16 protein-coding genes and 2 pseudogenes are annotated in these 18,725 nt (G+C 71.2%); 14 read left to right on the top strand and 4 right to left on the bottom strand.

Features of this window, described 5'->3' with window-relative positions:
* Positions 1-46 precede the first annotated feature (46 nt).
* Positions 47-1,366 carry a helix-turn-helix transcriptional regulator gene (locus ACFQWG_RS05700; protein ID WP_380973021.1) on the bottom strand — a complete coding sequence of 440 codons (1,320 nt, stop codon included), beginning with the start codon at positions 1,364-1,366 and terminating at the stop codon, positions 47-49.
* Between the two features lie 335 nt (positions 1,367-1,701).
* Here ACFQWG_RS05700 and ACFQWG_RS05705 point away from each other — a divergent pair, with 335 nt between their 5' ends.
* The gene (locus tag ACFQWG_RS05705; protein ID WP_380973024.1) at positions 1,702-2,607 is read left to right on the top strand and encodes a hypothetical protein; all 906 of its coding nucleotides are present in this window, start codon (positions 1,702-1,704) and stop codon (positions 2,605-2,607) included.
* 116 nt (positions 2,608-2,723) lie between these two features.
* Here ACFQWG_RS05705 and ACFQWG_RS05710 read toward each other — a convergent pair whose 3' ends face one another.
* On the bottom strand, positions 2,724-6,446 hold the full coding sequence (locus tag ACFQWG_RS05710; RefSeq protein ID WP_380973027.1) for a DUF7927 domain-containing protein: 3,723 nt from the start codon (positions 6,444-6,446) through the stop codon (positions 2,724-2,726).
* Positions 6,447-6,989: 543 nt separating this feature from the next.
* Here ACFQWG_RS05710 and ACFQWG_RS05715 point away from each other — a divergent pair.
* Together ACFQWG_RS05715 and ACFQWG_RS05720 are read left to right on the top strand one after the other, a co-directional pair.
* On the top strand, positions 6,990-7,685 hold the full coding sequence (locus ACFQWG_RS05715) for a TetR/AcrR family transcriptional regulator (RefSeq protein ID WP_380973030.1): 696 nt from the start codon (positions 6,990-6,992) through the stop codon (positions 7,683-7,685).
* Positions 7,682-8,116, top strand: coding sequence for a hypothetical protein (locus ACFQWG_RS05720; RefSeq protein ID WP_380973033.1), 435 nt, complete (start codon positions 7,682-7,684; stop codon positions 8,114-8,116). Before ACFQWG_RS05715 ends, ACFQWG_RS05720 begins: the two co-directional genes overlap by 4 nt.
* Here the strand turns inward: ACFQWG_RS05720 and ACFQWG_RS05725 are convergent.
* A complete protein-coding gene (locus ACFQWG_RS05725; protein WP_380973036.1) occupies positions 8,092-9,039 on the bottom strand; it encodes a LysR family transcriptional regulator in 948 nt (315 codons plus the stop codon). The genes ACFQWG_RS05720 and ACFQWG_RS05725 overlap by 25 nt on opposite strands.
* Before the next feature lie 155 nt (positions 9,040-9,194).
* Between ACFQWG_RS05725 and ACFQWG_RS05730 the strand changes: the two genes are divergently transcribed.
* The 6 genes from ACFQWG_RS05730 to ACFQWG_RS05755 all read left to right on the top strand — a co-directional run bounded on the left by ACFQWG_RS05730 (position 9,195) and on the right by ACFQWG_RS05755 (position 14,458).
* Complete coding sequence (locus ACFQWG_RS05730) at positions 9,195-9,890, top strand: type 1 glutamine amidotransferase domain-containing protein (RefSeq protein WP_380973039.1); 696 nt, start codon at positions 9,195-9,197, stop codon at positions 9,888-9,890.
* 69 nt (positions 9,891-9,959) lie between these two features.
* Positions 9,960-11,060 carry an NADH:flavin oxidoreductase/NADH oxidase gene (locus ACFQWG_RS05735; RefSeq protein WP_380973042.1) on the top strand — a complete coding sequence of 367 codons (1,101 nt, stop codon included), beginning with the start codon at positions 9,960-9,962 and terminating at the stop codon, positions 11,058-11,060.
* 11 nt (positions 11,061-11,071) lie between these two features.
* A complete protein-coding gene (locus ACFQWG_RS05740) occupies positions 11,072-12,097 on the top strand; it encodes a zinc-binding dehydrogenase (RefSeq protein WP_380973045.1) in 1,026 nt (341 codons plus the stop codon).
* A gap of 145 nt (positions 12,098-12,242) precedes the next feature.
* Complete coding sequence (locus ACFQWG_RS05745) at positions 12,243-13,970, top strand: FAD-dependent oxidoreductase (protein WP_291497107.1); 1,728 nt, start codon at positions 12,243-12,245, stop codon at positions 13,968-13,970.
* Positions 13,967-14,239 carry a metal-sensitive transcriptional regulator gene (locus tag ACFQWG_RS05750; RefSeq protein ID WP_291497109.1) on the top strand — a complete coding sequence of 91 codons (273 nt, stop codon included), beginning with the start codon at positions 13,967-13,969 and terminating at the stop codon, positions 14,237-14,239. The genes ACFQWG_RS05745 and ACFQWG_RS05750 overlap by 4 nt, the downstream gene beginning before the upstream one ends.
* 57 nt (positions 14,240-14,296) lie before the next feature.
* Positions 14,297-14,458, top strand: a complete 162-nt coding sequence (locus ACFQWG_RS05755; protein WP_380973049.1) for a hypothetical protein — start codon at positions 14,297-14,299, stop codon at positions 14,456-14,458.
* A gap of 49 nt (positions 14,459-14,507) precedes the next feature.
* Here the strand turns inward: ACFQWG_RS05755 and ACFQWG_RS05760 are convergent, their stop codons facing one another.
* Positions 14,508-14,993: an Lrp/AsnC family transcriptional regulator gene (locus ACFQWG_RS05760; RefSeq protein ID WP_449329128.1), complete on the bottom strand. Its 486-nt coding sequence runs from the start codon at positions 14,991-14,993 to the stop codon at positions 14,508-14,510.
* Between the two features lie 94 nt (positions 14,994-15,087).
* On the opposite strand from ACFQWG_RS05760, the pseudogene ACFQWG_RS05765 reads away from it, so the two are divergent.
* From ACFQWG_RS05765 to ACFQWG_RS05785, 5 genes and pseudogenes are all read left to right on the top strand, one after another.
* Positions 15,088-15,414, top strand: a pseudogene (locus ACFQWG_RS05765) (PhzF family phenazine biosynthesis protein); the annotation flags it as partial.
* Positions 15,415-15,664: 250 nt separating this feature from the next.
* Positions 15,665-15,736 (top strand): annotated as a pseudogene (locus ACFQWG_RS05770) (hypothetical protein); the annotation flags it as partial.
* Positions 15,737-15,863: 127 nt separating this feature from the next.
* Positions 15,864-16,379: a YbaK/EbsC family protein gene (locus ACFQWG_RS05775; protein ID WP_380973054.1), complete on the top strand. Its 516-nt coding sequence runs from the start codon at positions 15,864-15,866 to the stop codon at positions 16,377-16,379.
* Positions 16,380-16,426: 47 nt separating this feature from the next.
* The gene (locus ACFQWG_RS05780) at positions 16,427-17,344 is read left to right on the top strand and encodes a 2-dehydropantoate 2-reductase (RefSeq protein ID WP_380976249.1); all 918 of its coding nucleotides are present in this window, start codon (positions 16,427-16,429) and stop codon (positions 17,342-17,344) included.
* A complete protein-coding gene (locus tag ACFQWG_RS05785) occupies positions 17,341-18,537 on the top strand; it encodes an aminotransferase class I/II-fold pyridoxal phosphate-dependent enzyme (protein ID WP_380973056.1) in 1,197 nt (398 codons plus the stop codon). Before ACFQWG_RS05780 ends, ACFQWG_RS05785 begins: the two co-directional genes overlap by 4 nt.
* Positions 18,538-18,725 lie beyond the last annotated feature (188 nt).

The raw sequence follows: 18,725 nt of genomic DNA on the forward strand, positions 1-18,725 counted from the left end.
GCGTCTGGCCCATCAAGGCTATCGGGGACGCACCGGGTGCGCCGTCTCAGGCCGTCCTCGGCAGGATCGGGAGCCTCGAAGCACGCGACCCCTCCTCCGCGCGGCCCGCGGGCGAGGGATCGGGAGCGGGGTCCGGGAGCAGACCGAGGCGGTTGGCGACGAGCAGGGCGGACTGACGGTCATGGACGCCGAGCTTCGCATACACCGCATGCGCCTGCTTCTTGATCGTGTTGAGGGAGAGCACCAGCTCCTCGGCGATGTCGGCCAGGGTCTCGTGCTCCACCATGGCCCCCAGGACGACCTTCTCCCGGGGCGTCAGCGTGATGAGCCTCCCGCGTGCGGGGTAGGGCTGGCGGTGCTCGTGGATGCGCTCGACGACGCTGGGGGCGAGCGGGTTGCCGATGAGGTCCAGGAGCCGGTCGCACGCCTCGCGGGGCAGCGCGGTGTAGGGGATGAGCGTCCCGGTCTCCGCCGCGAGCCTGTGCGCGCGGGAGAACTGGAGCCTCGCTCCCTCTGCGTCCTTGCGCGCCAGCGCCGCAGCGGCGCGGAGCATGACGAGCTCGATCCGGTCGCGCAGGGTCGTGGCGGGCTCCCACGCGTGGGCGGCCGCGATCCCGCCCGCCTTCGCGTGATCCCCGCAGATGTAGGCGAGCCGCGCCCTGGGCACGGCGAAGAGGCTCTCCAGCGATCCGCATTCCCCCAGATGGCGCTGAGCGCGGTCGAGCTCCCCCAGCGCGAGGCCGAGGTCGGCGACGGCCCTGTCGACGAGGTAGCGGTTCGCGCTCCCCTGGCGGCTGGTGTGGAGGTGGCGGACCGCCATGCGGTTGACCTCGGCGAGGGCCACGATCGGATCGCCGAAGAGCATCGCGTATTGTGTCCGCGCCCAGGCGACGACCGCCCACTCCTCGATGTCGTCCGCCCCGGGGATGGAGAAACAGTCCGATGCGCGGGGATCCAGGCGGTCGAGGAGGAGGATCCCCTCGATGAGGCGAGCCACTGCGCTGCCGCGCGGCCGGGACCCCGCGGCCCCGAGGTGCTCGACCGCGGTCTGGGTATAGCCCGCGACGGCGTACATGAGGGCGATCTGCTCCCTCGCGGCCACGGCGACGGGGCCGGCGCCCGCGGCCCGGGCGTGGCGGGCCGACTGCTCGAGAAGAGCGATGGCCTCGACCGTGCGGCAGGACCCGTGGGAGGCGAGCGCCCACTGCAGCTCGAACCAGGATCGGTTGGCCAGCGAGGCCCTGCTCGGCCCCCAATCGGGAGCCGCTTGGCGAAGGACGAGGCGAAGCGGCGGGCCTCCTCCACGTCGCCCCCGCGCCGGACGGTGATGACGTGCGCCGCCGCCTCCAATGTGGAGTGTCTCCACCGTTGGGGAGAGGGCGGGCACAGCGCCCACCCGGACTCGAAGTCCCCGTCGACCGAGCTGGGGAACGTGGCGTCGTCCGGGTCCGATCCGAGGGCCGCTGTCACCGAGGCCGCGAGCGCGAGCTCCGGATGCGCGGCGGCCGCCTCATCCGGGAGGGCGCCGTATGCCGCGTGGCATCGTCGCGGCTGGTGGATCGCCAGGTACAGGCCCCATTCGTTCCAGGTCCTGGCGAGAAGGCCCCAGTCCCCGGCGGCGCGGGCGTGGACGGCCGCCGGCCCGCAGTCGTCGACGGAATCGTCCGGGTCGCGGCCGGCGTGCCACGAGGCGAGGGCCGAGTGGACAGCGCGGGCGAGCTCCGGGCGGGATCCCTCCAGCGTCTGGGCGAGGTTCCCGCCGACGAGCGGCGGGAACCAGAGCGCCCGCGCGTCCCCGCCGTCCCCGACGAGCAGGCCGGCCGAGCGCAGGTCGGCGCGCAGCCGGCGCACGCCCGCCGGGCCGGGCAGCTCCGGCGCGATCGGAGGGTCGAAGAGCGCGTGGAGGAGGTCGTCGTCGACCCGACCGGCCAGTGCCAGCGCGCCCATCGCCGCCAGCCGGTCCCCGGGGATGCCGGCGAGGACCCTACAGCGCAGATAGTCCCCGGCGGCCCGGAGCCCGTGGGGGTCTCCGTCCGTTCCCGCGTGGTCGAGAGCGCAGCGCAACACCCCGAGGTGCCCGCCGCACTGGGCGTGGAGCGCGTCGCCGAGCCCCTGGGACAGGCGGTGGCCCCAGCTCCTGGCGAAGGCACCGAGCTGGGGAGGTGTGGCCGCGAGATCCCGTCCGGTGATCACCGTCGGATGCGCCTCCCTCAGGGCGGCGGCCGCCTCCGGGGTGGTACTGCACACGAGGAGTCTCAGACCGGGGAGGCGCGCCGCCGCCGACAGGAGAGCCGGATCCGTCAGTTCCTGCGCGTCGTCGATGACGATGGCCCGTTCTGGCCCCGGGATGTCCGGTCGCCCGGCCGGGAGACGGCGGGCCAGATCGGGACCGGTGGCCTCGGAGGCATCGATCCACGTGACCAGGACCCCTTGTTCGCGGCGCCGGCGCGCCCAGTGGGAGGCGAGGGTCGTCTTCCCGCTTCCGGAGGGGCCGTGGATGAGCGCGACGGGGGCGCCCTCGTCGAGCCGGCGCAGGAGCTCATCGCGGGGCACGGCGTCGGCTGGGGGCGCGGACGCGTCCTGGCCGTCGGTTGTCAGGGGGATTGACTTCACGGATGTGGCCTCCACTGGGCGCGGCGACGGGCGGACGAGGGCGGACGCGGCTGATCCCCGGGATCCGGATCCCTGCCGGGAGGCGGATCGCCGGGGACCGGCCGCTCACCCTACTTCAGCGGGCTCGTCGCCTCCTCCCGGTCCGAGGGGTCGCGGCGCCGGCGCACGGCGGTGGCCGCCATCCCGCCGGCCATCAGGACGAACACCGACCCGAGCAGCAGGGCCGTCCCCTCCGCGCCCGTGGACGCGAGCGGGTTCCCGGGCTTTGGTTCGGGCACGTCGTGGCGGGTGCACAGGGATGAGCCGGTGGCGCACACCGGGTCCTCCCCCGTCGCGGCCACGACATTGCCCAGTGAGTGGTCGCCCTGTTTGTCGTAGCTCCTCACCTTCACCGTGTAGGTCACCGTGGCGGTCTGCCCCGAGGCGACGGATCCCGTGATGCGGATCGTCCCCCCGTCAGCGGCCGCCGCGAGTCCGCCCTCGGAGGCGTCCGGACCGGCGACGAGGTCGGCGTCGTCGAGGACGTCGTCCATGTGATCGGTGTAGTCGACTTCGGCTGGGGCCGAATCGGGGTTCGCCGAGGTGTTGACGAAGGTCAGCGTGTAGGTGACCTTCTGCCCCGGATCGACCTCCTCGCCGGAGGCGGGGTCGCTCGACTTCGTCACGCGCATGTCCGAGACGTGGTTGACGGTGCAGTCGGAGTGGTCCGCGTCCTCGAGCCGGCACTCGACGTCAGGCGTCTCGCCGGGCCCGATGAGGAAGTTGCCGAGCCTGTCGTCCCCGCGCTGCCCTTCGGCCCTCACCGTCGCCTGGTAGGTGACAGTGGCAGACTCGCCGGCCTGCAGGGTGCCGTTGACCGTGAATCGGCCATCGGCGATCCCGGAGACCGAGAGGGCGTCGGAGGAGGAGGACGGCTGGGATGTCACGTCGGCATCGTCCACCATGTCGGTGAGCACGTCGTCGCGGCTGAACGCCTTGGGAGCGGTGCCTGTGTTCTCGAAGTGGAGCGTGTACGTCAGGACGTCACCGGGGCGCACGGTCGTGCCGATCGCGGGATCCACGGTCTTCCAGTCGTCGAGCTCGCCGATGGGGTTCTCCGTGCAGGACACCCCGTCGTCGCCGCACTTCGGATGCGGATTGTCGGTGCGGGCGACGACGTTGCCCAGGCGGTTGTCGCCGCGATCGCCGTCGGCCCTCACTGTCACCGTGTACTTCACGGTCACCGTCTGGCCGACGTCGAGCGTGCCGGTCACCCGGACCTTCCCATCCTCGCCGGAGGTCGCCACCAGGGCGGGATCGCTGCTGGATGCCGCCGTGGTGAGCGTGGCGTCGTCCAGGACTCCTGCCAGATCGTCCGTGTGGTCGATGGTGCCCGCGGCCGCGCCCGTGTTGGCGAAGGTCAGTGTGTAGGTGACCTCCTGTCCTTCCTGCACGGCCGATCCGTCGTCGGGGGTGACCGACTTGGTGACGTCGATCTTCGGCAGCGGCGTCGACGTGCACGTCGTGTCGCCCGAGGGGCAGGTGCTTGGAGGTTCCTCTCCCGGAGGGACGATGAAGTTGTCCGCGCGGTTGTCGCCGCGATCGGACTCGTCCCTGACCGTCACCTGGTAGGTGATGGTCGCGGTCCTTCCGGCAACGAGCTCGCCGCCGATCCGGATGCGGCCGTCGGTGCCGTCGGAGACCGTGACGGTCTCCGTGTCGGAACGGGGAGCCCCGGTGAGCGTCGCGTCGTCGAGCACGCCGGCGAGGACGTCCTCGCGCGAGACCGCGGTGGTGTCCGCCCCGGTGCTCTTCGCGGTCACCGTGTAGGTGAGGACGGTGCCGGCCTCCACGGGGTCGCTGGACGCGGAGACCGACTTCGCGTACTCGACCTGGGCGATCGGAGTCTCGGTGCAGTCCGGCAGCTGCGCGTCGGTCGGCTTGCAGGTGGGCACTCGAGGGGGCTCAGGCGGATCGTCCGGACGGTTCTTCATGAGGAAGTTCGAGGAGATGTTGTCCCCGCGCTGCCCGTCAGCCTTGATCGTCGCCGTGTAGGTCACCTGGTAGGTCTCGCCGGAGGGCACCTGGCCGGTCACGGAGATCCGCGACCCGTCCCGCGTGACGGCGAGGCCGTCGGGCGAGATGGGCTCGGTGGTGATGTCGGCGTCGTCCAGCACGTGGGTGAGATCGTCGATGGCGTCCACGTCGGCCGCCGCCCCGCCCGTGTTCTTGAAGAACAACGTGTAGGTGAGGACCGACCCGGCCACGGCTGGCGAATCCGAGGAGGAGACCTTCTTCCACTGGGTGAGGGCGGCTCCGGGGATCTGGACGAAGTCGCACCGTTCCTGGCCGGGCGCCACCTCGTCTTCCGGGATGCAGGCGACATTGCGCAGATTCTGGTCGCCGCCGCCGGTGTACGTCGCCGTGTAGGTGATCGTCGCGGACTCACCCGCGGCCAGCGCCCCGCTCCACGAGAGCTTCGGCTCCGCGTAGGACACGGCGCCTGTCGACGCTGCGGCGTCCTTGTTGTAGGTCGCAGCGTCCAGGACGTCGGCGAGGTCGTCCTCGAATGTGGCGGGGGCGTCGTCCGAATAGTCTCCGGGTCCGACGTTCTTCACGGTGACGGTGTAGGTCACCGTCCCGCCGACCACTGGGAGCTCCGTGCGGTCCGCGGTCTTCTGGACGGACAGCCGCGGCAGCTTGGTCTCGGTGAACGCGCAGGGCTGCCCTGTGTCGGGGTCGAGCCCGTTTTCATCGGGCGGGTCGCAGACCGGCGGCGTCGGGTCGCCCGGGTCCGGTTCCCAGGCGACGTTGCGCGCGACGCCGTCTCCACCCGCCTTGAGCGTCACGGTGTAGGTGAGTGTGACCGTCTCCCCTGCCGGCAGAGCACCCGTCCAGGACAGGACCCGTGAGTCGAACGCGACGGTACCCGTCTGGTCCGCCGCCGCGTCGCCGTTGTAGGTCGCGTCGTCGAGGACGCCGGAGAGATCATCGAGGAGAACCGCAGGGTTTTCGCTCGTGTAGTCCCGGTCACCCACATTTGTCGCGATCACCGTGTACTCAACTGTATCCCCTGGCCCAGCTGACTCCGTGCTCGAAGATTTCTTGACGTTCAACTGCGTCGCAGGAATCGAAAGCGACCATTCCCACCCGTCGCCCATCCATCCACCCTCGTTCTCAAACACGAGGTCAACCACGTCACCGGAATCCGCCCATACGACGAAAGAGCCGCATCCTCCGGAGGGATTCTCACCCCCGTCGAGCTGACAACCGATGTTCTTCGCGAGTCTCGTATCAGAATTGATCCACTCATCTGAGTTCCCAAGAGCGTTGTTTTGACTCAACGCACGAAACTTGAGAGGATCTCCAGTTGTGCTCGTACCGAGAATTCGTAGCCTTGAAGCGTCAAGATTCTGGACATGCACCACCACGTACGGCATCGGCTCACTAAACTCTGTACTAACGACCGTGCGTCCCTCTGCAGGGTTTCCACTCGAATAAGCACCCGAGCAACCCGCGATTGAAACCGAATCATTTGGAACGCTGGGTGTGAGGAACTGGCTTGCATTAGGACCCTGAAGCGCACCACCTTGTCGCCCCAAGACATCGCAGTAACCGCCCGAGGCCTCAACCAGAGTGTTGGTAGCGGTGACTCCGGTATCACCAAAGGTGAGCTCTGAACTTTGCCCAACCTCAGCCGTCATCCCCTCGACCGCCGTCAACCATTGTAGAGGCCCAAGCGCTGCGGAAGGCTCCTCAGCATGGGCCGGTTGCGGCGCAACTATCTGGGCAACGCCCGACAAGGCACTCAGCGCCAATACAGGCACCACAGCCAAGGCAGACGCCTTCCTCATTGCACTTCCGCGATGGCGGTCGCGTCCGACCCGTCCGTCCGGCGTCTCTGGCTGGACACCGAAGGTGGCTCCCGGGCTCTCAGATGTCCTGCCTTGGGGATATGAAGCGGCGTCTCCACGCCGCAGCTGCAATCTCAACTGCTTCTCCTTCTCGAGTCGGAGCGCTGTGCGGAACAGGGTTCATGAGAATGCGGGCAGTCATCGTCCGTCGGCGGCCTCGGGCCCCTGGCGGGAGGCTCGAGGTTCCATCGGTTCAGGGACAACCCGCAACTCGTTTCTATCAGCGCCTTCAAGCCGCTGACCACGGTTTTTACCCTTTTGGTCCGCCGTTTGGTCCGCCGGCTCGGCCCTACCACGCAGGTTCGGCGCAGGAAGGCGGCACGCCCCTCGACGGACTGGTCCCGTCGCGCCCAACCCGTCCGTCGGCCAGAAGACGATCGACCCCGGGGCGGGCTCCGGCGCCCGCCGGTCCGTCTGCCGCCTCCGTCCTCGTCCGGGCTCGCGGGCTTGCCGACTGGTTCCTTCCCCTGATAGCTTGGCCTCATGGAAAGCGAACGTTCGTTAGCCTCTCGGACAGGAGACGACCTCTTCCCCCCAGGGCATCGTGAACAGCGCACGTCGGCGAGCACGCGGGACTCCCTGCTGGACGCCGCGCTCGACCAGTTTTCGCGCACGGGCTATCGCGGGACCTCGATCCGCGACCTGGCGCGGGCGGTCGGCATCCGCGAGAGCTCGGTCTACAAGCACTTCGCCTCCAAGCAGGCGATCTTCGATGCGCTTATCAAGCGCGCCGACGAGCGTCTGGCCGCCGCCACCGCGCCGCTCGGGATCGCGGTCTCCACGGGCGGCGAGGCCGCTGGCGCCTATCGGGGCATCAGCGAGGAGCGGCTGCTGCAGATCGCCCGCAGCATGTTCGGCTTCGTCCTCCACGACCAGGAGTTCGCGCGATTACGGCGCCTCCTGGCGATCGAGCGGTATCACGACGCAGGCGCGTCCGCCCGCTTCCGCGACTACTTCATCGGACGCCCGCTGGCCTTCCAGACCGACCTCTTCCGGCGTCTGCTCGCATCGGGCGAGTTCCGCGACGACCTCGACCCCGAGCAGACCGCCCTGGCGTTCTTCGGCCCGATCCACCTGCTCGTCGACCTGGCCGACGGCGGCGATGAGCAGGAGGCCCTCCGGCTCCTCACCGGACACGTCCGGCACTTCCGGCAGACCCATCTCGCGGAGGACCGATGAGCCGGTACCGGGTCGTCATCCGAGCGTTGTTCGCCGTGGTCTTCATCGGCGGCGGCGCCGTCCACCTCGTCGCCGGAAGGCTCTGGCCGCAAAGCTACGGCGCATTCGGATCGACCGCCGCCCTCCCCTGGCTGCACGGGCTGTGGGGGTCGTTCGTCATGTCGAACATCGCCTGGCTCACGATCGCGCTCGCGGTCTTCGAAATCGCATGCGGCATCGGCATCTTGATTCGTCGCGCCTCCATTCCAGCGGCGTGGGGAATGGCCGGGTTCCTCGTGTTCGTCACGGTGCTGGGCTACGGATTCCCCACAGACGCCCTCGGGGAGGACCTGGTGAAGAACCGGCTGGCCACGATCGTCCTGGCGAGCCTGCTGGTCCCGGTGCTCGCCGGCGGGCCTGGCCCGGGTCACCAGGTGGACGAGGCAGCCTGAAGGGCCGCGCACACGCGCATCACATCGGGATTCGCCTCGGCCCCAGGACGCCGCACGAGGTAGAGCGTGTTCATCAGGGGCTCCTCGGGCATCTCGATGAGGCGGACCCGTCCATCGCGGATGTGCTCCTGGCAGATCGAGCGGGGGACCACGCTGTAGCCGGAGCCTGCCGCCACGGCTGCGACCACGGCGTGCAGGTTCGGCACCGTCAGGGCCGGAGCGGCCGGCGGATGCGGCTTCCCGTGCACCGCGCGCCAATACCGCCGCACGATCGGCATGTCCTCCGCGTAGCTGATCAGCGGCACGGACCGCAGTGCCGAGCACGGGGGCGATCCGCCGGGCCGCTCCTCGAGGCGCGCCACCCAGGCCGGAGCGGCGATCGCCACGTACTCCTCCTCGGCCAGCGCCACGGCGCCGAGCGCGCGCCCGCGTGGCCGGCGCGTCGCGATGATGACATCCTGCTGGCCGGAGCGCAGTTCGTCGATCAGCGGATCCGTCAGACCCTGCGTGACGCGCAGTCGCACGCCGCCGGCGACCAGACCGGCGAGGGCCGGCAGCACCCGCGTGCACAGCAGTTCAGAGGGACCTCCGAGATGCACCGGCGCGGACCTCGGGGAGAGGCGCCCGGCGCTCGTCTCCACAGCGGAGAGGGCGTCGAGCGGACCCGACACCTGCGCGGCGAGTTCGTGGGCGAACGACGTCGGCTCCACGCCACGGGGCAGGCGACGGAAGAGCCGACGGTCGGCCTGCCGCTCCAGGGACCGCATCTGCGTCGTCACCGTCGGCTGCGAGAGTCCCAGTTGGGCCGCCGCGGCGGTGAAGGAGCCCGCGCGATACACCGCCAGGAAGGTGCGCAGCAGATTGAGGTCCAGGTCGGATCGGGTTGCGGACAGCTCGGGATCGGGGGTCTCGTCGTCGCTCACGACAGTCCACACTAGCGCGTCTTGCCATAGGTTTCCCTATCACAGAGATCGTCTTTTCAATTGGCGAATGCGCAGCTCCTGCCGTTACGCTGCTCGTGGCCCGACGATGTCGGGCCCGACCCCGGACGGGTCGCGGTCGCGTGAAGGAAGGCCCCATGTCCCGCGTCCTCATCGTTCTCACCGCTGCGGATTCCCTGACTCTGGCCGATGGCACCGGACATCCCACCGGCTTCTGGGCCGAGGAGTTCGTCGTCGCCCACCGAGGGCTCGCCGCAGCCGGTCATGACGTCGCCATCGCCACGCCGGGCGGACGCCCCGCGCCCGTCGACCCGGCATCCATCGACCCGTCCGCGGTCGGCGGGCGGCTGGCCGAGGAGCTCCGCGACTACCTCGGCTCCATCAGCGGCCAGCTGGAGCATCCCGCCATCCTCGAGGACATGAGGGTCGAAGACTACGCGACCGTCGTGCTCCCCGGTGGCCATGGGCCGATGGAGGATCTCGCCGTCGACCCGGCACTGGGGGCGATCCTCGGTGAGGCCGACGAGAAGGGCGCTGTCATCGCCCCGTTCTGCCACGGTCCGGCGGGGCTGCTCAGCGCGACCCGCCAGGACGGTTCCTTCCGTTTCGCCGGACGCCGGATGACCGCGTTCACCGACGCGGAGGAGAGGGCCGGAGGCGTGCCGGGCGTCCCGTGGCTCCTCGCGCAGCGTCTCGCCGAACGCGGGGCCATCGTCGAGGGCGGCGCCCCCTGGACGAGCCACGTCGTCATCGACCGGAACCTCATCACGGGGCAGAACCCGCAATCCTCCCGGGCTGTCACCCGCGCCGTCCTCGAAGCCATCAGCGCCTGACACCGCGCCGCCAGCCGGCGCGCGGCCACACCAGCGGAAACCGTATTTGCACGAAGATGAGAAGCGAGCATGACCACCACACTGTTTGAGCCCATCACCGTCCGGGGCATGGAGGTGCGCAACCGTCTCTGGGTGCCGCCCATGTGCCAGTACACCGTCGAGAAGCGGGACGGGATCCCGACGCCGTGGCATCTGGTCCACTACGCGGGCATGGCCCGCGGCGGTGCCGGCGCCATCATCGTCGAGTCCACCGGCGTCGTCCCGGAGGGCCGGATCAGCCCCAACGACCTGGGTCTGTGGAACCGCGAGCAGCAGGAGGCCTTCCGCCCGGTCGTCGAGGCCGTGCACGCCGCCGGCGCGAGGCTCGGCATCCAGTTGCAGCACGCCGGGCGCAAGGCCTCCACCTATCGGGAGTGGGGCGTCGCCCGCCCCGGCGGCAGCGTGCCGGAGGGTGATGGCGGATGGCAGACCTTCGGACCGTCGGCAACGTCCTTCCCCGGCCTCGCCGAGCCGGAGGCGCTGGACGAGGCCGGCATTCGCGGCATCGTGTCCGCGTTCGCGGGCGCCGCCCGCCGCGCCGTCGACGCCGGCTTCGACTTCGTGCAGGTGCACGGCGCGCACGGCTATCTCGTGCATCAGTTCCTCTCACCGCTCAGCAACGCACGCGACGACCGCTACGGCGGCTCCCTCGAGAACCGCGCCCGGCTGCTGCTCGAGATCGTGGACGCGATCCGCGCCGAGCTCGGCGACGCGGTCCCGGTCATGGTGCGCCTGTCCGCCTCGGAATGGGTCGATGGCGGCTTCGATGTCGAGGAGGCCTGCACGGTCGTGAAGTGGCTCGGCGAGCATGGCGCGGACATGGTGGATATCTCCTCCGGCGGGAACGTCGCCAGGGCTCCGATCCCGGTCGGCCCCGGATACCAGGTGCCGCTCGCGACCGCCGTCAAGCACTCGACCGGGATGCCGACCTCCGCGGTGGGCATGATCGAGCACCCGTGGCAGGCCGAGCAGATCGTCGCCACTGGGCTCGCCGATGCCGTCATGGTCGGCCGGGCCTTCCTGCGCGACCCCAGCTTCGCCCTGCGGGCCGCACGCGCGCTCGGCGCCGAGGTCGACTACATCCCGGAGCCGTACGCGCGGGCCTACCGCCAGCACCAGCAGCTCCTCTAGGAGGCATCGTCATGGCGAATGCGACGACGGGGACCACGACGATGAGGGCGCTGCTCCTCGACCGCCCGGGCGCTCCGTCGACGCTGCGCGTCGGCGAGGCGCCGATCCCGCAACCGGGTCCCGGGGAGCTTCGTATCCGAGTGCGCGCCTGCGGTCTGAACCCGGTCGACGTCGGAACGGCCTCCGCCGGGAACTCCGCCTGGCGGTGGCCCCATATCCCCGGACTCGACGCCGCCGGCGAGGTGGACGTCGTCGGCGCGGGCGTCCGAGGTTTCTCCCCCGGGCAGCGTGTCGTCTTCCACGGCGATCTCCGCCGCGAGGGCGGGTTCGCCGAGTACGTCGTGACCGCTGCGGACGTGGTGGCGACGATCCCCGATGGCGTTGACGCCGCGACGGCCGCGGCGCTGCCGTGCGCTGGGATGACGGCCTACCAGGCGATCCACCGGCGCCTGCGCCTCGGCGCCGGCCAGACCGTGTTCATCACGGCCGGCAGCGGCGGCGTCGGCGGTTTCGCCGTCCAGCTCGCCCACCGGATCGGCGCGCGCGTGCTGACGAGCACCTCGGCCGGCAACCGTGGCGCGGTGCGGAACCTGGGCGCCGACGAGGTCATCGACTACCGAGCCGAGGACGTCCCCGCCCGGATCCGGGAGCTCACCGGCGGACGCGGCGTGGACGCGATCGTCGACACCCTCGGCTCGGACTCGGCGACCGCCGGGCTGTTATTGCTCGTGCACGGCGGCGGCCTCGCGGCGATCGCCGGCAGACCGGATTGGAACGCCGTCCCGGAGTTCACCACGGCCCCGTCCGTCCACGAGATCGCACTCGGCGCCGCCCACAGCCACGGAGACGCGGTCGCGCGGTCCCATCTGGCCGGCGACCTGGCCGTACTGCTCTCCCTCGTCGCGGAGGGGTCGCTCGACCCGATGCTCTCCGAACGGGTCCCGCTGGCCGGGGTCCCCGCCGCGCTCGCGCGGCTCGCCACCCGCCACGGGCGCGGCAAGACCGTGTATGCGGAAGACGCCGCCTCCGGCCGCTGAGCCCCGGACCCCGGAGCGTCTGTTCTCCGCCGCTTGACACATATACCCCTGGGGGTATTGTTGGCGGCATGGAGACACAGAAGACCATCGCGGGCCGTCCCGAGGGGACGACCGCCGGACGGCGCGGCGCGAACGGGGCCATGCGATGAGGCTCGTGATCGTCGGCGGCGTCGCAGGCGGCATGAGCTGCGCAGCCAGGGCGCGGCGCCTGGACGAGAGCGCGGAGATCATCGTGCTCGATCGGGGCGAGCACGTCTCCTTCGCGAACTGCGGGCTGCCGTACTACGTGGGCGGCGAGATCGCGGAGCAGGACACGCTGCTGGTGCAGACCCCGAAGACCCTGCGCGCCGCCCTGAACCTGGACGTGCGCACCGGCCACGACGTCATCGGCCTCGACGCGGCGGAGCGGGAGATCGTCGTCCGCACCGCGGCCGGCGTGGAACGGATCGGCTACGACGCCCTCGTGCTCGCCCCGGGCGCTACGGCGGCTCGTCCGCCCGTACCCGGCCTGGGCTCTCCTCGTGTGCGGACGCTGCGCTCGGTCGAGGACGCGGTCGCGCTGAGGACGAGGGCCGATGCCGGCCTCACGCGCGTCGTCGTCCTCGGCGCCGGGTTCATCGGCGTGGAGACGGCGGAGGTGCTGGCCAGACGGGGTGTGGAGACGATACTCGTCGAGTACGCGGACCAGGTGCTCCCTCCGCTGGATGCCGAGCACGCCTGGCTGGTGTCGGAGGAGCTGCGCCGCCTCGGGGTGGACGTGCGCACCTCGGTCGCAGCCGAACGCATCGTCGGCGGCTCCGACAGAGACACCGTCATCTTCTCGGACGGCGCCCGGGTGGAGACGGACCTGATCCTCCTCGCCACTGGGGTGCGCCCGGACACAGCGGTGTTCGAGCAGGCAGGCGTGGAGTGCGAACGAGGGGCGATCCGCATCGATGAGCACGGGCGGACATCCCTCCCGGGTGTGTGGGCGGTGGGCGACGCGACGGTCAGCGCCGATCCGATCACAGGCGCCCGGCGCCCCGTCGCGCTGGCGGGACCGGCGAACCGGGCGGGGCGGCTCGTCGCGGACGCCATCCTTCGTCCCGGCTCCGCCAGGCCTCTCCCCCAGCCGCTGGGCACGGCCATCGTGCGCGTCGGAGAGTTGACGGCCGCAATGACCGGCGCGAACCGCGCCTCGCTCCTCGCCGCCCATCTGCCGTTCCGTACGTTGCACCTGCACCCGAACCAGCACGCCGGGTACTTCCCCGGCGCCTCCCAGATCCACCTGAGTCTCCATATCGATCCGGCCGACGGGCGTATCCTCGGCGCGCAAGCGGTCGGCGCGGACGGGGTCGACACGCGCGTCGACGTGCTCGCCGCCGCGATCCGCTCCGGGATGCGCGTGGGCGAGCTGATCGACCTGGACCTCGCCTACGCCCCGCCCTACGGGCAGGCGAAGGACGCGATCAACCTGGCGGGGATGGTCGGCGAGAACGTGCTCGACGGCACCCTGCGCCTCTGGGACGCGCGCGAGCTCGACGCCGTTCGGGCATCCTCGCTGATCCTGGACGTGCGAACCGCGGACGAGGTCGCGACCGGCATGCTGCCCGGCGCCCTGCACATCCCCCACACCGAGCTGCGCGGGCGCCTGGAGGAGGTGCGCGCGGCCGCGGCGGGGCGTCCCGTGCGCGTCGTGTGCGCCTCGGGGGTGCGTTCGGCGATCGCCCACCGCGTGCTCATCCAGTCCGGTTTCGACTCGGCGTCCCTCTCCGGCGGAATGCTCACGCTCCGCGCGACCCTCGGAGCGCGCGCCGACGGCGTCCTCGCCGACGCCGCGCCCGTCGAGGGCGCGCAGAACAAGAACAAGGACAAGGAGAACGAGCAGCGATGACGACCGATGACGAAGCCCAGCGCAAGATCCTCAACCGGCTCCGAAGGGCCCGAGGCCAGCTCGACGCCGTCATCGCGGCCGTCGAGTCCGACGCGCCCTGCCGTGAGGTGATGACCCAGCTCTCGGCCGTCACCCATGCGCTCAACCGGGCCGGATTCGTCGTCGTCGCCACCGCCATGGAGAACTGTCTAAGCGACCCCGAGGCGGCCAGGGACCGCGACGGGATCACCACCGAGGAGCTTGAGAGGCTCTTCCTCGCCCTGGCCTGATGCGCAGGCCGCCATTCCCGGGGCGCACGCGCCCCTTCCCCCCAAGGAGGACCCACCATGTGCCAAGCCGTCACCTGCCCGATCTGCGGCAAGACCACCTGGGCCGGCTGCGGCCGGCATGTCGACCAGGTCATGCGCGATGTCCCGGCCTCACAGCGCTGCCCGGGCCATGACGACGAACCCCGGCCCGGCTTCCTCGCCAAGCTCTTCGGGCACTGAGGCCCGGGCGCCGCCCGCACGGTCCCGGCGCCCCCCGTGGAGCGAGATCTCACAGCACGGTTGAGGGCGCGGCGTCGTAGGCGCTGCTCTTGATGACCCTCATGGTGGGGTAGGACTCGATGCGGCGCACGGCCGGCAGCGGGTACATCTTCTCGGTCTGGAACCGCTCATAGGCGCTGCCGTCGGCGACTTCGACCCGGATGAGGTAGTCGACGGGGCCATAGAGGCGGCGCACCTCGGTGGCCTCGTCATAGGCGGCGACGGCGGCCTCGAACTGCTCGACGATCTCCTGGCTGGTGCCGACGATCTCGACCTGCATGTAGACGCAGAACGCCCGCCCTGCTGCGACGGGGTCGATGCGGGCACGGTACCCGGTGATGACGCCCTCGGCCTCCAGCCGCTTGACCCGGCGCAGGCAGGGAGCGGGCGTCAGGCCGACGCGCGCGGCGAGATCCACGTTGCTCATCCGACCATCCTCGACCAAGGCAACGATGATTGCCTGATCTACGCGATCTATCACCACTTGATTGCTCATATATTCACTATAACGCCATAAATAGCAATAATGATGCCCTTCATGAGCGATATAATCGACAGCGTGTTGCCCGTCTCGTGAAAGGTCCGCCCCGGTGCCCCGTCCCCGCCCCTATGCCCAGGTCGACGTCTTCTCGCCCGTCCCCTACGGGGGCAACCCGGTCGCCGTGGTCCTGGACGCCGAGGGCATGCCGGCTGCCGACATGCAGCGGATCGCGCGCTGGACGAACCTGTCGGAGACCACGTTCGTGCTGCCGGCGACCGACGTGCGGGCGGACTACCGGCTGCGGATCTTCACGCCCGCCGGCGAGCTGCCGTTCGCCGGGCACCCCACCCTGGGGTCCGCGCGCGCCTGGCTGGAGAACGTCGGCAGGGCGCACGACCCGGAACGGACCGTCCAGGAGCGCCGGGCGGGTCTGATCCCGGTCCGCCGCGATGGGGGCATCCTCTCCTTCACCGAGCCGCCGACGACGCATACCGGCGCTCTTGAGCAGGGCTTCCTGGACCGAGTGGTGGCCGCGTTCGGCGTCGATCCCTCCCGGGTGGTGTTCCACCAGTGGGTCGACAACGGCCCCGGCTGGGCCGTCCTGCGCCCGAGCACCGCGCGGGAGGTGCTGGACGGACCTGGCGGCCATCCCCGACGCGATGGTCGGCGCCATCGGCGCGTGTCCAATGGTGTCGGAAACGACGTTCGAGATGCGCATCTTCGCGCCCGGGGCCGGCGTGGCCGAGGGCCCGGTGTGCGGGTCGATGAACGCCTCGGTCGGCCGGTGGCTGGTGCGCACCGGGGAGGTCGCCGGCGCCACCGCCGTGACGCCCGCGCCGACGGCCCACCGACCGACTGCACACAGTAAAGGAGCCGTCAAGACCCATGAGCGAGCAATCATCGGAAGCGCAGACGCCGGAGCGGACCGAGAGCCTGGAACGGGTGCAGGCGTTCCTCGATGTCCGCGGCACCGGCCTGCGCGTCTTCCCGCTGGGCGGCAAGGGGGCGACCGTCCAGGAGGCCGCCGGCGCGCTGGGCATCGAACCGGGCCAGATCGCCAAGACCCTCGCGCTGCGCGCCGGGGATCACCGGTTCATCCTGGTCACCCGCGGCGACTCCCGCCTGGACAACCACAAGTTCCGCGACCGCTTCGCCGCCAAGGCCCATATGCTGCCCGCCGAGGAGGCCGAGGAGCTCACCGGCCAGCCCGTCGGCGGTATGGGGCCGTTCGGCCATCCCGGCCATGTCGACGTCTACTGCGACGAGTCCCTGCGCGACTACGACGTGGTCTTCCCGGCGGCCGGGAGCCCCTACTACGGGGTCCGCGTCGCCCCCGGCCAGATCGCCGAGCTCACCGGCGCGACCTGGGTCGATGTGACGAGACGGCTGTCCACCGAGTAGGCCCGGACCTCGAGTCCGCGCCCCCAACCCCGAAGGAGGAGGCCATCATGACGCAACCGGAGGCCCGAGGGCTTGCGGCCGTGGTCGGCGCCGGAGCGATCGGCCTGGCGGTGGCGTCGGCCCTGCTGCGAGCCGGCCGACAGGTGATCGTGTGCGGCGGGCGCGCCCCGGTCCACCGCATCGAGATCGCCGAGGACGGCGCCGCGAGCACGTGGCCGGTCGCCTACACCGACGACCCGTCGGACATCGCCGGCGTCGACACGGTGGTCCTGGCGGTCAAGGCCCACCAGACCGACTCCGCGGCCGAGTGGCTGCGCGCCTCGTCCGGGCCGTCCACGACGGTGCTGGTCGCCCAGAACGGGATCGAGCACCGCCAGCGGGTCGCGCCCCACGCGGGTGAGAGCCGGATCGTCCCCGCCGTGATCTATCTCAATGTGGAGCGCGTTGAGCCGGGCCGGGCGATCCTGCGCCGCGTCGGGACCCGGGACCTCGCCATCCCCGATGACGCGGCAGGCCGGACGATCGCCGCCGAACTCGAGGCCGGCGGAATGCGCGTCGCCCTGGAGGGAGACTTCGCGACGGCCGCGTGGCGCAAGCTGCTCGTCAACATCACGGCGAACCCGCTGACCGCGCTGACCGGCCGGCGCGCGGAGGTCATCCGCGACCCGGCGGTGGGCGGACTCGCCCGCCGGATCATGGACGAGGCCCTCGCCGTGGCCCGGGCGGAGGGAGCGGCCCTGACCCCGGACGACGTGGGCGCGGCCATGGACTGGCTGCTCCACGTGCCGGACGGGGCGACGACCTCCATGCGGCAGGACCGTCTCGCCGGACGCCCGCTCGAGTACGACGCGTTGACCGGGGCGGTGGTCCGCGCCGCCGGACGCCACGGCCTGGACGTGCCCGTCAACCGCATGATCCTGGCCCTGATCGCCGCCATCCGCCCCGAGCGGGAGGCCGGACGATGACGAGACCCGCCCAGCGCGCCCGCGACGCCGAGCCCTTCCACGCCATGGCGGTCGCCCAGCGCGCCGCCGAATTGGAGGCCACCGGCCATCACGTCGTCCAGCTGTGCCTCGGCGAACCCGACTTCGGCGCGCCTCCGGCCGTGCGCCGGGCGATGCGAGAGGCCATGGACGGCCGGCCCCTGCCCTACACGCCCGCGCTCGGCCTGCCCGCGCTGCGGCAGGCGATCGCCGGCTTCTACCGCGACCGGCACGGCGTGGAGATCGACCCGGCGCGCATCGCCATCACCTCGGGCGCCTCCAGCGCGCTGCTGCTGGCCACCGCCGCCACCATCGATCCCGGCGACGAGGTGATCCTCGCCGACCCCTCTTACCCCTGCAACCGGGAACTCGTGACGTCCTTCGGCGGGCGGGTCGTGGCCGTCCCCACCACAGCGGCCACCCGCTACCAGCTCGACGCCGCCATCGTCGGCCGGGCGTGGACCGCGCGCACGAAGGCCGTCATGGTCGCCACCCCCTCCAACCCCACCGGCACCTCCATCCCGTTCGCCCAGCTCGCGGCTATCTGCCGGCTCGCCCGCGCCCGCGACGCGTGGCGCATCGTCGACGAGATCTACCTGGAGCTCTCCGACCCGGCCTCCGACGGCGCCCACGCCCATACGGTCCTCGAGATCGATCCCGAGGCGATCGTCGTCTCCAGCTTCTCGAAGTACTTCGGGATGACCGGATGGCGCCTCGGCTGGGCCGTCCTCCCCGAGACTCTGGTCCCCGCCCTCGAACGCCTCGCCATGAACTACTTCCTCTCCGCCTCCAACCCCGCCCAGCAGGCGGCGCTCGCCTGCTTCGCCCCCGAGACCCTGGCATTGTGCGAGCGGCGGCGAGCCGAGTTGGCCGTCCGCCGGCAACTGGTCCTCGACGGGCTCGCCCGGATCGGCCTGCCCGTGCCTGTCGGGCCCGACGGCGCCTTCTACGTCTACCTCGACGTCAGCGGCACCGGCCTGGACGCCTGGGACTTCTGTGAGCAAGCCCTCGACCGCGCCCACGTCGCTCTCACCCCCGGGCGCGACTTCGGGCCCGCCACCGCCCACACCCACGTCCGCCTCTCCTACGCCGCCTCCCGCGACGAGCTCCGCGAAGGCATCGCCCGGCTCGGCGCCCTCCTCGCAGACGCCCGCCCGGGCGGGAGGAACGCATGAGCGGTCAGAGGTCGTCCGGCCGCGTCCGTGCGCCCTTCCTCCGGGAGCGGCGGCGCAGACTGGCCGGCCCTTCTGGCAGTCGTGAGGCACAACACCGCCGGCCTCCTGCTTGTGCTACGCGGCTGGAGGCGCGCGCCGTCTGGACACCGCATCCAGGCGCGCGCTGGCCTTCGGACCCGCCCCCCTCG

The sequence above is a fragment of the Schaalia naturae genome, from assembly GCF_042665795.1.
Classification (GTDB): Bacteria; Actinomycetota; Actinomycetes; order Actinomycetales; family Actinomycetaceae; genus Pauljensenia; species Pauljensenia naturae.